Genomic DNA, 13,852 nt, shown 5'->3' on the forward strand with positions numbered 1-13,852 from the left:
GCTGGCTTTGCGCGGTTGATCACCACGAAAATGAACGATATTGTCCTGACTAGCGTAATGTTGATTGCCAAACTTGTCTGAACGCATCAAAAAGCGTTATTTTCGCTTTGATATCATCAGTGAGACAGAACGGGCAGCCTTTCATTCAAACGCGAACAAGAAAGGTTTACGCTTATACCCAAACAACCAGAAGATGCAGTAATCAGGTTGCTTAGATAGACATCAAAAAGACATTTTTCATGTAAGAATATGAGCGCTCAACAGTGCTACTATTTTCAATAAGGAAGACATATGCAAATGCTGACCGCCGGTGCTGCTGCACCAGAATTTACGCTTCAAGATCAAAACGGCGAAATGGTGTCGCTGAGTCAGTTCAAAGGGAAAAACAAAGTTCTGGTGTATTTCTACCCAAAAGCCATGACACCGGGTTGCGTTACTCAAGCCTGTTCATTGCGCGACAGCAAAGGTGAACTCGAAGCACTGAACACTGTGGTACTTGGCTTAAGCCCAGATCCAGTGAAAAAGCTAAAAGGGTTTGAAGAAAAGAAAGAACTGAACTTCACCCTGTTGAGCGATGAAGACCATGCCATTGCTGATGCTTTTGGCGTGTGGGGTCCCAAAAAATTCATGGGCCGAGAATTCGATGGTATTCACCGTATCAGTTTCCTTGTCGGTGAAGATGGCAATATTGAACACGTGTTCAACAAATTCAAAACCAAAGACCATCACGATGTTGTGATTAGCTACCTTAAAGGCGATTAACGCAAACTGTCAGACACATTGACGCCAACTCTATATGCAGAAAACCGGCTTTCGCCGGTTTTTTCACGTTTAAACAAATGCCGAATAAACAAATGCCGAATGTGGGGTGACTAATGCGGAAATGGCAACGCCAACGCATCTGGGTATTCACGACCACGCGCAATGTTCTGAGCACGTTCAACAATCTCATCGTTTTTTAACGAAGCCGTTAGCGGCAATGTCGGGTTTTGCCAGGCATCAGGCAATGAAATCCAGCCACGTTGCTCACAGTGAGCAAGGATACGATCTGCTGCTTGAAGCGCTGACGACGCTTTTACCAATTCAATACGCGCATAACGCTCGCCTTCGAACGTTGCATCCGCTGCGCGTAAACTTGGGTCATCACCTGGGATTTGCTGCGCACCACAAAGCGGCTTCCCTCCAACCTCTGCATGTTCAAACTCAGGTAACCACTGGCTGAAATGAGAAATAGCGCGCTCTGTACGTTCGCGGATTTCAGGCCACTCCCAACCGCCCCCGGCTTTCACCACCATATGTTGCGGTAAATCCGGTTGTGCCGACGCTTCTGTGCTCGCGACCAAGCCACCATCAAACAAGGTAATGTCCTGTGTCATTCCATGAAGCTGAATAAAGCCATTTGCATAGGGGGTTAGCTGTGCCATACCTTGCGGTGTACCACGATCACCATGAACAATAACCTCTGGCCACATCCCGGCTTGCGATGGCCAGTGAGCGACATAGGCAGCTTTGTACTCCACCCAACGCTTGCGAGGGAACGATGCGAAGTCATCAACTGTACCTGTGCGGAAACCACAAGCATTGACGACAAAATCAACGTCATGAGACTGAGCCTTCCCATCACCGTCTATTGACCCAATTCGCCACCCCTCAGAAAGAGACTCGATCTTAATGATGGTATGTTTCAGGTGAACACTGCAATGAGGTGACTGTTCTAAACCCAGCGCAGCTGTCGCCGCTAAACGAAACACACTCAGGCCATACTCTTGCACAACGACCAACGGGAATTTGAACTTATCATGTGGCATGTATTTAGCCACTGGTATCAACCATTCATCTGGTGTCTGTGGATTTTCTGGCAGTGACTCTTTCGCTAACCGCGCCAAGTCCTGTTCGTTATATAGGGTGAAGTATTGCTCAGGAGTACCGAGCACTTCGTTATCTGCGTCCTGAGCAATAAGAGTTCGGTAATGCTGCGTCAATGTCTCAAGTCGGTCCAATATCGCCTCAGGTTGGCCTGAGTCTGTGGTGGGTATTGCTATCACCGTTGGACGACGATTTACCGTATCAGGGTAAGCACGCACGGTGGCGATGGACTGCTCAAGCAATGCGATACACTGCTCGTCAGAAATTTCACGGTATAAGTTGCCACCAGCATGAAGGTGGCAAATAGGAGGGCCACTCACTAAGCTATCGCCCGCTTCAAACAACAGCGTTTCAATGCCAAGTCCTGCCATTTTTAGTGCTGTCGTCGCACCCGCAACGCCACCACCAACAATACCTACTTTAAAAGGTGCTGCCGATATCGCCAGCTCAGTTCGCTCACTACCCAACAAGATCGAAATTCTCGCTCAAAAGTTTTAAAAAGTATCGGTCTGCAGAATCTGCAAAAAAGAAGAGACCGCTAAAGGTCTCTTGTTATTACCTTGTCCATCACGTTAAGGATCATTTTAGTTTGAAGATTTAGACACTGCATCTTCTTCAAGGTCATGCGATGGCAATGCATTCCACACCGCTTTGACTAAAGTCGCTAATGGAATAGCAAAAAATACGCCCCAGAACCCCCAGAACCCGCCAAAAACAAGCACTGCCACAATAATAGCAACAGGGTGTAAGTTAACGGCTTCAGAGAACAACACTGGCACCAAAACGTTGCCATCCAGCGCTTGGATAATGCCGTATGCCAGCATCAAATAACCAAGCTCAGGACTGATCCCCCATTGAAACAGAGCCACCATAAAAATCGGCAAGGTCACCGCTGCGGCACCAATATAAGGAATGAGTACAGACAGGCCTGTCGCGACACTTAACAATGCGGCATAACGCAAATCTAGCAGCGCGAAAGTTATATAACTGGCGATACCCACAATGATGATTTCAGTCACCTTGCCACGAATATAGTTCGAGATTTGCTCATTCATCTCACTGGCAACTCGATTCGTTAATTTGCGGTTTCGAGGCAAAAATGCACTAAAAGATGCCAGCATTTCATCGCGATCTTTTAGCAAAAAGAACAGTAACAATGGCACAAGAATCAAGTAGACAGCGAGCGTGGCCAAACTCACCAACGAGGCAAGAGAGCCTTTTACTGCCGTCTCTCCCAAGCCAAGCACTCGGCTTTGAAGCGTGTCGAGAAAGGCGGTCACCATCTCAGGCTGAATGACATCAGGGTACGCTTCAGGTAAGTGAGAGATATAGAACTGGAAATCGTTAAACATCGTCGGGATGTCAGCGATTAAATTAATCACCTGAGTCCAAATTGTGGGCACTAAGCCAAAACAGGCAAGTAACATGAGTCCCACAAAAAGAGTCAGCACAAAAATGACGGACATCACTCGAGGGAGCCCCAATGAGACCATTTTAGACACTGGCCATTCCAGCAGATAAGCCAATACAATCGCCACCAACAACGGAGCCAGCAAGTTGCCGAAGAAGTAAATGACCACAAAGCCCATAATAAGTAATGTGATCAAACTGACCGCATGTGGATCTGAAAACCGTCTTTTGTACCAACGGTTAAGCATTTCTAACATGTAAATTCCCGTTTAAAGTTTGGTGACGTAAAACACCGTCGCACCAGACACAACGCTTTGCTCAAAATCAAACCCATTGCCATTTAAGTAGCGGGGAATATCCTTCACTGTACCGCTGTCCAACACGTATAGCGCTATTTGCTCTCCCTGCCCCAATGTTGCACAGGCTCTTTTGGCCATAAGCAACGCCATAGGACAACGATGCTCACGCAAATCAAGGGATTGAATTTCCATTCTTTCTCACTGATCGCTATTATCGACCGCATTGTATACTTAAACGGCGCGGAGATGTAGTTCAGGTAACCTCGTGCTTCGTTAAGCGACACAGAACCTCTCTACGAGTTTGCTGTCTATCTATAAGATATCGCATCCATATTTCCGCGTGCTGGAGGCACCAACGTCAGTTATGCAGTTGTTTAAAAAAATGACGACAAGTCTTTTAGTCGCCTCTATTTCTCTATCATCCCCAGTGATGGCAACCAGTTACAGCAGCCTCCCGGACATTGGCACGGCAGCAGCAGGGACATTGTCGGTCGAAAAAGAAATTGAATTTGGTAAGGCTTACATGCGCATTCTGCGTGGTAGTCAACCGATCGTTAACGACCCTCTTCTTTCTGAGTATATTTCCTCGCTAGGTGCAACATTAGTTGCAAATGCAAACGATGTTAAAACGCCTTTTGAGTTCATTCTGATCCGCAATCGTGACATTAATGCGTTTGCATTCTTCGGTGGCCACGTCGCGCTTCACACGGGTCTTTTCCTTCATGCTCAAAGCGAAAGTGAACTGGCATCGGTTGTTGCCCATGAGATTGCCCACTTAACACAGCGCCATCTTGCTCGTGCCATGGAAGATCAAGCGCGACAAACACCGTTGACGATGGCAGCGCTCGTGGGCTCACTAATGCTTGCGATTGCCGCACCACAAGCAGGGATCGCTGCAGCACAAGCTACAACGGCAGCGACTATTCAAAGCCGGATAAACTATACGCGCAGCAACGAAAAAGAAGCGGATCGTGTAGGGATTGAAACGTTATCGCGTTCAGGATTTGATGTGAATGCCATGCCGCGATTCTTCACCCGCTTATCTGATCAATATCGATTTGCATCCAAGCCACCACAGTTTCTGCTGACTCACCCAATGCCAGACTCGCGTATTACAGACTCTCGTGATCGCGCACAGCAATATCCACAGAAAACCGTGCCTTACTCGCCAGAATATCAATTGGCTAGAGCAAGGGTAATTGCCCGATATACAGGTTTAGACCACAAAGCGGCGTTGGATGGATTCAATCGCGATTTAAAAAATGCTTCGCCAGCTCAAGCGCAATCCATCAATTACGGAAAGGCGCTTGTCTACATTGATAGCCGTCAGTTTGACAAAGCAGGGGCGTTGCTGGCACCACTGATCAAAGCACAACCTAATAACCGTTTTTTCCTTGATGCGATGACCGATCTGGATGTAAGCCAGAAGCATTTTGATCAAGCCTTGAAACGCTTAAACAATGCGTTGGAAAGCCAACCCAATAATCCAGTACTGCTATTAAACCGAGATTATGTGCTGGTTAAAGCTGAAAGATATAAAGAAGCCACAACAGGACTTACGCGATTCACTCATCGCTATCCGAATGACGTTAATGGCTGGTCTCTGCTTCAAGAATCTTATGACAACCAAGGGATCCGTCATGGAGCACTCGCGGCACAAGGCGAACTGTATGCTCTACAAGCACGCTGGCACAAAGCTATTAACAATTACACACAAGCTAGCCAACTGGTAGAGCTTGGCAGTCTTGATCAAGCTCGTTACGATGCGCGTATTGATCAACTTAGGGTTGAGGAAGCGCGTTTTTCTGCACTTCAACGCTAACGATACAACTATACCTTCAAGCCTGATTACGTTTTCACACACGTCGACGGCTTGGCAATGACAACAAAAACTGCGACAAATAACGCAGTACAAGGAGTTTTCATGTCAGTCACCATTTACCACAACTCACGCTGTTCTAAGAGTCGCCAGACTTTGGCTCTACTTACTGAACGTGGCATTGAACCAGAAATCGTGGCCTATTTAGACACCCCTCCGACGATAGAAACCATTCAGACATTACTGACTCAACTTGGCTTCGATTCACCACGCCAAATGATGCGCACTAAGGAAGATATCTACAAAGCACTCAACCTTGGCGATGCGTCTGTCACCGATGAGCAGTTAATCGTCGCCATGGCGGCAAACCCAAAACTGATTGAACGCCCTATTGTGGTCGCCAATGGTAAAGCGGCAATGGGTCGTCCACCTGAAAACGTGCTCGATATTCTCTAATGACTGAGATATTGGTGCTCTACTATAGCCGCCACGGGGGAACTCAGAAAATGGCTCGCTTGCTAGCAAGAGGGGTTGAGTCAACTGGCGCTATTGCAAGGCTTCGTACCGTACCCGAGTTGGCATTTGTGGATGAGGGATGCCCTCATGAAAGCGTGTCCACCGTGAAGTCTGACGACCCTTATGTCTCGCTGGAAGATCTCAAAGCTTGTCATGGCCTCGCGCTAGGCAGCCCTGTTCGCTTTGGAAATATGGCTGCACCGCTCAAGCACTTTATCGACAGTACAAGCAAAGCTTGGCTTGAAGGGACATTGATCGGTAAACCAGCCATGGTCTTCAACTCTGGCTCAATGTTGCATGGCGGGCAAGAGACGACGTTGCAATCCATGATGCTGCCACTGCTGCATCATGGCATGGTCATCGTTGGCCTTCCCCACTCAGAGTCAGCATTGCACACCACATCAGGTGGCGGCTCTCCGTATGGTCCATCTCATGTTAACGTTGAAGGTCATCGCCAGCCTGACAATGATGAAAAGAATCTCGCCATTGCTGCAGGTAAAAGGCTTGCAGACATTGCAACCAAGCTTCGGCATTGATTCCAATAGATAGAAATAAGACTTAGATAAAAGGAGTTATCCCGTTGTTCTCTTCTACTTCTCGCCTTAGGGCAGTTGCGCTTTCTTCATACTTAGCACTGTTTGGCTGGGTCGCGTTATGGCATGCCGTTTTATCGCCACATATTCATGTAAACCCTTACGGCGTCACCATCGCCTGGTTACTCCCTTTGCTCTTGCCGTTAAAAGGGATAATTACAGGTAAGCCTTATACACACGCGTGGGCGAACTTCATTCTAATGCTCTATTTTACCCATGCCCTCACGATCTTATGGATCGACCAAGGGGAGCGCTGGCTGGCACTTGTAGAACTCGTACTGACTTCAATCTCATTTGTTAGCAACATCTATTTCGCAAAACGAAAAGGGCAGGAAATGGGGTTAGGGCTGAAAAAATTGTCTCAAGTTGAACGCGAAGAAAAAGCGCGATTTGAAAAGTAGCCTTCAGGCTCAACGTGCCGCCATGCATAGCCAGACACAAAAAAAGCAGGTGAATTCACCTGCTTTTTCTTTTTCATGAATGTCGGTTAACGTGATTCAACCCATCCATTGGTAGGTCAATGTCGACGAATTGGCACTGTTTACCTCAGGAGTATCAATCACGACCGGTGCAATAGCCGGCACAGCGACACCATCAATCACCTCTTGTGTTGCACCATTGACACCAGCATCGACAGGTTGAGTTGGCGCGGGCAGCATCTCAACAACAGGTTCTGGTAACACTTCAACACGACGAAGGCGACGATCAGACATCATCTCATTGTGAAAAATTTCTTCATTCGCTAGCAGGCTGATGCGAAACGTCGCCGTCCCCGCGTCAATAGACTCTAAACGAAGAGAAGCAACGGAGTTAAGTCCTTTTAGCGTGCGCTCAACCACAAAGAAGTCTTCAGCATCATTCAAGCCTGTAATGGTCAACGCCGTCGCATTACTATCAGCCACGCCTAAATTAATCGCCAAACGATCTGCGTAATAGTTAGAAATGTCATCAACCATTGTTGCAAATGCTTGCGCTGGCGCACCTGATGCTTGACCCTCTATCGGCGCATCACTGCCAAGGTTTGCCGCATTGGGAAATAATTGCCAACTCAAACGGTTATTGCGTACTTTCACCACCGCGACACCGGTAGGATTATAGCGCGCACTCGCTTGTGAAATTGGCCCCGTAAATCCTCCCCAAAGGTCAGGAATAGATATTGCGACCACATCGTCGAAGTCACCCACTGGCATCAAAACAGGCAGACCACGTCGATCTCCTTCTGATTTCAGTGTCGAAATCAAATCAGAGCCAGACTGCTCCCACACTACATTACGCTGTGATGCGTTGTCTTCCACTAACCAGAACAGAACTTCAGGGCGTGGTAGCCCCCAATACGGTACTTGCGCTTGCGTCAGTAATGTCCGGATTTTGGCATCATCAAATGCCAATACTAAGCTGCGTAATCCTTCAGAGTCCCCGTACCCTAACTGAGTGATGTATTGGTTTACCGAAGGAAGCGCCTTTTGAATCACCGGATTTTCACCCACATTGGCTTGACCCGACATGCGTACCAACACATCAACAAACGCTTTTTGCTTTGCTGCTTGTTCCGTCGCGGTATCACTATCATCCAGCACGACTTCAGTACTGAACAATGAAGAAGCCATTGCACTGGTTTGCCCTAGTGCTAACGCCAAAACGAAAAAAAATATTCGTAACATATATTTGCCAGACAACTCGAATTTTAAACGTTGATCATAAATTGAAGCCACACTGTCAGCAATGGCAAAACATCGAATTTGAGCGATATAACCAAGCGACGCTATTCAATAAGCCACATATGATCAGTCCGTCTCCGCATATCCATGCCCATTGACATAAAAAGTATAAACCTCACAGGCACATTCCATTGACCACGCGTTAAAGAAAAAGTTAGAAACAGACTGTGTAATTCATCGACAAGACAGCGTCAATCACTGAAAAACACCTATTTATTGTGGTAGTATCCGCCGATTTTTCATTTTAGGAAGGAGCGTCATGATGCAATTCTTATTAGGGGCACAAATGTTATTTGTTGCCTTCGGCGCGTTGGTGTTGGTTCCGCTATTAACCGGACTTGACCCTAACGTTGCACTCTTCGGTGCGGGTATCGGTACCTTGCTTTTCCAATTAGTAACTAAGCGTTCCGTTCCCATTTTCCTCGCCTCTTCTTTCGCTTTTATCGCCCCCATTATGTTCGGTGTTCAAACATGGGGTATTCCAGCCACCATGGGCGGCCTAATGGTAGCGGGGGTAGTCTATGTCATCATGGGTGGCATCATTAAAGTTCGAGGTGTGGGTTTTATTCACAAACTTCTACCACCTGTTGTTGTTGGCCCCGTGATTATGGTCATAGGTCTAGGATTGGCACCCGCTGCAGTTAACATGGCATTGGGTAAATCTGGCGATGGCGCATTTCAGCTCGTTGATGGCTCTGTGGCACTTTGGATCTCAGGTGTCTCGTTAGTCACAACGATTGCGATGTCTGTATTTGCAAAGGGCTTCTTTAGACTGGTCCCTATCTTGGCAGGCATTATTTCTGGCTATGCAGTCGCACTGTTCTTTGGCGTAGTCGATTTCTCTCCGGTTCTTAATGCTGCTTGGCTTGCTATGCCAGCATTCACGGCTCCAGCATTCAACATCAACGCCATCTTGTTTATGATTCCTGTTGCCATTGCTCCTGCAGTTGAGCACGTTGGCGACATGCTAGCTATCTCAAACGTAACCGGTAAAGACTACCTGAAAAAACCAGGACTACACCGTACCATGGCGGGTGACGGCGTGGCGACGATAGCCGCTTCAATGTTCGGTGCGCCGCCAAACACCACCTACAGTGAAGTCACAGGTGCGGTTATGCTAACTCGCGCATTTAATCCTGCCATCATGACTTGGGCTGCTGTCACCGCAATTATCTTGGCCTTTGTGGGCAAGCTAGGTGCTGTACTGCAAACCATTCCTGTCCCAGTTATGGGCGGCATCATGATTTTGTTATTCGGTTCGATTGCAACCGTTGGCCTAAATACATTGATTAAAAACCAAGTGGACCTGCACAAAGCGCGCAACCTGACCATTGTGGCGGTGACACTGGTGTTTGGTATTGGTGGTATGGCGTTTGGTATTGGCGAGTTCAGCCTTCAAGGCATCAGCTTGTGCGGTATCGTGGCTATCTTGCTTAACCTCATTCTCCCGCATGACATGGGTGAAACTCACGTTGTCGATAATGCGCAAATGGAAGACTGATTAGTCAAAAAATAAGTAATAAAAAAGGCTTCCATTGGAAGCCTTTTTTATTGTTGGTGCCACAAGCACTAATAGTGCTTATTTAGTACCAAAAATCTTGTCGCCCGCATCGCCCAAGCCAGGAACGATGTAGCCTTTGTCATTCAGTTTTTCATCAATAGCAGCGGTATACAACTCAACATCTGGGTGCGCCTTCTCTAGTGCTTCTAGGCCTTCAGGTGCCGCAACGAGTACCAACACTTTAATGTTGAAACAACCGTTCTCTTTCAACAGGTCAATCGTCGCGATCATTGAACCACCAGTTGCCAACATTGGATCAACCACCAGCGCCATACGTTCGTTGATGTTGCTTGCCAGTTTGTGGAAATAAGGCACTGGCTCTAGCGTTTCTTCATCACGGTAGATACCTACCACGCTGATACGTGCACTTGGAATGTGCTCAAGTACGCCATCCATCATACCCAGACCTGCACGCAAAATAGGCACAACCGTGACTTTTTTGCCCTTGATCTGATCGACTTCAACAGGACCATTCCAACCTTCAATGGTCACTTTTTCGGTTTCAAAGTCTGATGTTGCTTCATAAGTCAGCAGGCTGCCAACTTCGGTGGCCAACTCACGGAAACGCTTGGTGCTGATATCACCTTCACGCATCAAACCGATTTTATGCTTAACCAGCGGATGCTTAACCTCAACCACTTTCATGACAGACTCCTGCAAAAAAACAAATTAACCGCATTATACACAAGAAATATGGGGGGAATAGTTACAGACAACTAGTTGCGCTTTTTTGCTGCAAATTGGCTGACGCAAACGTTTTCCTTTTTAGAATGGCACTGTTAAAATAGCGCCGCTTTTAAGTCCATAACTTGGTAAGGATCCCCAGTGAGCGATAATAAGTCTTCTCTTAGCTACAAAGATGCAGGTGTAGATATCGATGCAGGTAACGCCCTCGTTGACAGAATCAAAGGTGTAGTTAAGCGCACTCGTCGTCCTGAAGTCATGGGTGGCATCGGTGGCTTCGGCGCACTTTGCGAATTGCCTACAAAATACAAACAGCCCGTACTGGTCTCTGGTACTGACGGTGTAGGTACCAAGCTTCGCCTAGCAATGGATCTGAAAAAACACGACACCATTGGTATCGATTTGGTTGCTATGTGTGTGAACGATTTGATTGTTCAAGGTGCAGAGCCCCTATTCTTCCTTGATTACTATGCAACAGGAAAACTGGATGTTGATACCGCGGCGGATGTCGTCACGGGTATTGGTGAAGGTTGTCTGCAATCTGGTTGCGCATTGATCGGTGGCGAAACCGCTGAAATGCCAGGTATGTATGACGGTGAAGACTACGACGTTGCAGGTTTCTGCGTCGGTGTTGTAGAAAAAGAAGACATCATTGACGGTTCTAAAGTCAGTGCTGGTGACGCAATCATCGCTATCGCATCTTCAGGCCCTCACTCTAACGGCTATAGCTTAGTGCGTAAGATCATCGAAGTATCAAATGCCGATGTGACTGCTGAGCTTGAAGGAAAATCATTGGGTGACCACCTTCTAGAGCCGACTCGCATTTATGTTAAGCCTGTCCTTAAGATGCTAGAAACCTGCGATGCACACGCAATATCGCACATCACTGGTGGTGGTTTCTGGGAAAACATTCCTCGCGTTTTGCCTGAAGGCACTAAAGCTGTTATCGATGGTAACAGCTGGGAGTGGCCTGCTATTTTCAAATGGCTACAAGAAAACGGCAACGTGACTCAACACGAAATGTACCGCACCTTTAACTGTGGTGTTGGTTTGATCATTGCCCTACCTGCAGAGCAAGCTCAACAAGCTATCGACATTCTCAACCAAGAAGGTGAGAAAGCGTGGCTACTTGGCAACATTGCAAATGCATCTGCCGATGAAGAGCAGGTAGAAATCAAGGGGTGATCATGAAAAACGTGGTAGTGCTGGTTTCCGGAAACGGCTCTAACTTGCAAGCCATTATCGATCGATGCCATCAAAAAGATGGCATCAATATAGCAGCGGTAATAGCGAACAAAGAAGATGCCTACGGGCTGACTCGTGCAAAAAGTGCAGGTATTGATGCTGTCGTGGTGCCAAGCAAAGGAATCACCGATCGCAGCGAGTATGACGATAAATTGATGACTGCCATTGATGGCTATCAACCCGATCTTATTGTGCTCGCTGGTTTCATGCGAATCTTAACGCCTGCATTTGTTCAGCATTACCACGCTAAAATGATCAATATCCACCCATCGTTGCTTCCTAAGTACACGGGCTTGAATACCCACCAGCGAGCCATTGATGCCGGTGACAAAGTGCATGGAACCTCTGTGCACTTTGTGACTGAAGAACTCGATGGCGGTCCTGTTATTCTTCAAGCAGAAGTGCCTATCTTTGAACAGGACAATGCCGATACCGTGTTTGAGCGAGTTCAAGAGCAAGAGCATCGTATCTATCCGCTCGTCATTGAATGGTTCTGTGAGGGGCGTTTGACAATGAACGACGGACAAGCACTAATGGATGGCTTGATGTTGGGAGACGCTGGTTACGCAACCGAATAACTCTCGACTAACCACATGATTGATTTAAAAGAAAAACGCGCCAATTAGCGCGTTTTTTTGTATCTGGACCGTTACCGTTAAAGCCCTTCTCGCTAGCTTTTAAAATCTGCGCGGTTACAAGTGATCACTTCACCAAGATGGAACACGCAATACTCACCAGGCTGCATTTTATGCCACGTTTCATTGTTGGTGAGTGGCTGAGTTGCAATGACAGTCACCACGTCGTTGGGTGTCGTTTCTTCTTGAAAATCGACCGTAACATCTTCATCAATCAAGCTTGCTTTGCCAAACGGCGCACGGCGAGTGATCCAATGAAGGTTGTTAGTACAATACGCCATGACGTAATCACCATCGCTAAACAGCATGTTAAACACACCAAGTTCACGCAAGGTGTCGCATCGACTCGCGATAAATCGAAAGACTTCGGTCATGTCCTCTGGCTTTTCCGGGTAGTACTGCTCAATTTCATGCAGCAACCAGCAGAACGCCTTTTCACTGTCCGTTTCACCGACCGGTTTGAAGTGCCCTGACGGCATATCTTCATAACCCGTAAGTTGGCCATTATGCGCATACGTCCAATAACGTCCCCAAATTTCACGGGTAAACGGGTGCGTATTTTCAAGATTCACTTCACCGCGATTGGCTTGTCGGATATGACTGACCACAGCACAGCTTTTTATTGGGTAACTTTGTACGAGTTCAGCGATTTTTGAGTTACAGCTTGGGTTTGGATCTTTGAAGGTACGAAAGCCTTTTCCTTCATAAAAAACGATTCCCCAGCCATCTCGGTGCGGACCTGTATTGCCACCACGTTGAATCAAACCGGTAAAACTAAAACAAATATCGGTTGGCACATTGGCACTCATGCCAAGAAGTTCACACATGTTCCGTCACACTTTCCTTATCAACAGTGCTGAACTGCTGTTCATCGAACCACTCAGCACTGTATGGGCAAATCCCTATTATTTTTCCATTTCTTTTTCAACAAGCTGGATCAAGATGTGGATAATCTTGATGTGCACTTCCTGAATACGGTCAGCATAACCAAAATGCGGCACACGGATTTCAATATCCGCAAGTCCTGCCATTTTACCGCCGTCTTTGCCCGTCAACATGATAGACGTCATGCCTTTGGCTTTTGCCGCCTCAATCGCTCGAAGAATGTTACCTGAGTTACCCGATGTAGACAGACCAAACAGCACATCACCTTTCATACCTACCGCTTCAAGATAGCGAGAGAATACAAACTCGTAACCAAAGTCATTACTCACACATGAGATGTGGCTTGGGTCTGAAATCGCAATCGCCGGATAACCTGGACGGTTTTCGCGATAACGACCGGTCAACTCTTCCGCAAAGTGCATTGCGTCACAATGCGAGCCACCGTTACCGCATGATAGAACTTTGCCGCCCGCTTTAAATGCATCCGCCAGATGCTTTGCAGCAGCTTCAATGTTCGCAATATTCTTTTCATCTTTTAGAAACGCGTCTAGCACGCTTGCAGCTTCTGTCAGCTCAGAGCGAATAAGGTCTTGGTACATGGGCTATTCTCTTTTTTTATGT

The 13,852-nt window shown here is 47.1% G+C and carries 15 protein-coding genes; 8 read left to right on the forward strand and 7 right to left on the reverse strand.

Features of this window, described 5'->3' with window-relative positions:
- Nucleotides 1–291 precede the first annotated feature (291 nt).
- Nucleotides 292–762: a thioredoxin-dependent thiol peroxidase gene (gene bcp / locus LRP50_RS05510; RefSeq protein WP_274163481.1), complete on the forward strand. Its 471-nt coding sequence runs from the start codon at nucleotides 292–294 to the stop codon at nucleotides 760–762.
- 110 nt (nucleotides 763–872) lie between these two features.
- On the opposite strand, the gene LRP50_RS05515 is transcribed toward bcp, so the two are convergent.
- From LRP50_RS05515 to LRP50_RS05525, 3 genes are all read right to left on the reverse strand, one after another.
- Entirely contained in the window at nucleotides 873–2,333 is a 1,461-nt protein-coding gene (locus LRP50_RS05515) for an FAD-dependent oxidoreductase (RefSeq protein WP_274163514.1), read from the reverse strand.
- A gap of 117 nt (nucleotides 2,334–2,450) precedes the next feature.
- The gene (locus tag LRP50_RS05520) at nucleotides 2,451–3,533 is read right to left on the reverse strand and encodes an AI-2E family transporter (protein ID WP_274163482.1); all 1,083 of its coding nucleotides are present in this window, start codon (nucleotides 3,531–3,533) and stop codon (nucleotides 2,451–2,453) included.
- 12 nt (nucleotides 3,534–3,545) lie between these two features.
- Nucleotides 3,546–3,767 carry a sulfurtransferase TusA family protein gene (locus LRP50_RS05525; RefSeq protein WP_274163483.1) on the reverse strand — a complete coding sequence of 74 codons (222 nt, stop codon included), beginning with the start codon at nucleotides 3,765–3,767 and terminating at the stop codon, nucleotides 3,546–3,548.
- Nucleotides 3,768–3,939: 172 nt separating this feature from the next.
- Here LRP50_RS05525 and bepA point away from each other — a divergent pair, with 172 nt between their 5' ends.
- The 4 genes from bepA (at nucleotide 3,940) to LRP50_RS05545 (ending at nucleotide 6,904) form a co-directional block, all read left to right on the forward strand.
- A complete protein-coding gene (gene bepA, locus LRP50_RS05530; protein ID WP_274163484.1) occupies nucleotides 3,940–5,397 on the forward strand; it encodes a beta-barrel assembly-enhancing protease in 1,458 nt (485 codons plus the stop codon).
- 102 nt (nucleotides 5,398–5,499) lie between these two features.
- Nucleotides 5,500–5,850, forward strand: coding sequence for an arsenate reductase (glutaredoxin) (gene arsC / locus LRP50_RS05535; protein ID WP_274163485.1), 351 nt, complete (start codon nucleotides 5,500–5,502; stop codon nucleotides 5,848–5,850).
- Entirely contained in the window at nucleotides 5,850–6,446 is a 597-nt protein-coding gene (gene wrbA, locus LRP50_RS05540; protein WP_274163486.1) for an NAD(P)H:quinone oxidoreductase, read from the forward strand. Before arsC ends, wrbA begins: the two co-directional genes overlap by 1 nt.
- Before the next feature lie 44 nt (nucleotides 6,447–6,490).
- On the forward strand, nucleotides 6,491–6,904 hold the full coding sequence (locus LRP50_RS05545; RefSeq protein ID WP_274163487.1) for a DUF2069 domain-containing protein: 414 nt from the start codon (nucleotides 6,491–6,493) through the stop codon (nucleotides 6,902–6,904).
- A 96-nt stretch (nucleotides 6,905–7,000) separates the two neighbouring features.
- On the opposite strand, the gene LRP50_RS05550 is transcribed toward LRP50_RS05545, so the two are convergent.
- Nucleotides 7,001–8,164, reverse strand: a complete 1,164-nt coding sequence (locus LRP50_RS05550; RefSeq protein ID WP_274163488.1) for a DUF2066 domain-containing protein — start codon at nucleotides 8,162–8,164, stop codon at nucleotides 7,001–7,003.
- Between the two features lie 316 nt (nucleotides 8,165–8,480).
- Here LRP50_RS05550 and LRP50_RS05555 point away from each other — a divergent pair, with 316 nt between their 5' ends.
- Nucleotides 8,481–9,722, forward strand: coding sequence for a uracil-xanthine permease family protein (locus LRP50_RS05555; RefSeq protein ID WP_274163489.1), 1,242 nt, complete (start codon nucleotides 8,481–8,483; stop codon nucleotides 9,720–9,722).
- 78 nt (nucleotides 9,723–9,800) lie between these two features.
- On the opposite strand, the gene upp is transcribed toward LRP50_RS05555, so the two are convergent.
- Complete coding sequence (gene upp / locus LRP50_RS05560) at nucleotides 9,801–10,427, reverse strand: uracil phosphoribosyltransferase (RefSeq protein ID WP_028024684.1); 627 nt, start codon at nucleotides 10,425–10,427, stop codon at nucleotides 9,801–9,803.
- 180 nt (nucleotides 10,428–10,607) lie between these two features.
- On the opposite strand from upp, the gene purM reads away from it, so the two are divergent.
- Both purM and purN read left to right on the forward strand, forming a co-directional pair.
- Nucleotides 10,608–11,651: a phosphoribosylformylglycinamidine cyclo-ligase gene (purM, locus tag LRP50_RS05565; RefSeq protein ID WP_274163490.1), complete on the forward strand. Its 1,044-nt coding sequence runs from the start codon at nucleotides 10,608–10,610 to the stop codon at nucleotides 11,649–11,651.
- Between the two features lie 2 nt (nucleotides 11,652–11,653).
- Nucleotides 11,654–12,289, forward strand: a complete 636-nt coding sequence (gene purN, locus LRP50_RS05570) for a phosphoribosylglycinamide formyltransferase (protein WP_274163491.1) — start codon at nucleotides 11,654–11,656, stop codon at nucleotides 12,287–12,289.
- Nucleotides 12,290–12,381: 92 nt separating this feature from the next.
- Here purN and LRP50_RS05575 read toward each other — a convergent pair whose 3' ends face one another.
- Nucleotides 12,382–13,173, reverse strand: a complete 792-nt coding sequence (locus LRP50_RS05575; protein WP_274163492.1) for a class II glutamine amidotransferase — start codon at nucleotides 13,171–13,173, stop codon at nucleotides 12,382–12,384.
- A gap of 78 nt (nucleotides 13,174–13,251) precedes the next feature.
- The gene (lpcA, locus tag LRP50_RS05580) at nucleotides 13,252–13,830 is read right to left on the reverse strand and encodes a D-sedoheptulose 7-phosphate isomerase (protein WP_274163493.1); all 579 of its coding nucleotides are present in this window, start codon (nucleotides 13,828–13,830) and stop codon (nucleotides 13,252–13,254) included.
- Between the last annotated feature and the right edge of the window lie 22 nt (nucleotides 13,831–13,852).

The sequence above is a fragment of the Enterovibrio gelatinilyticus genome (assembly GCF_028683095.1).
In the GTDB taxonomy this organism is placed as follows: Bacteria; Pseudomonadota; Gammaproteobacteria; order Enterobacterales; family Vibrionaceae; genus Enterovibrio; species Enterovibrio gelatinilyticus.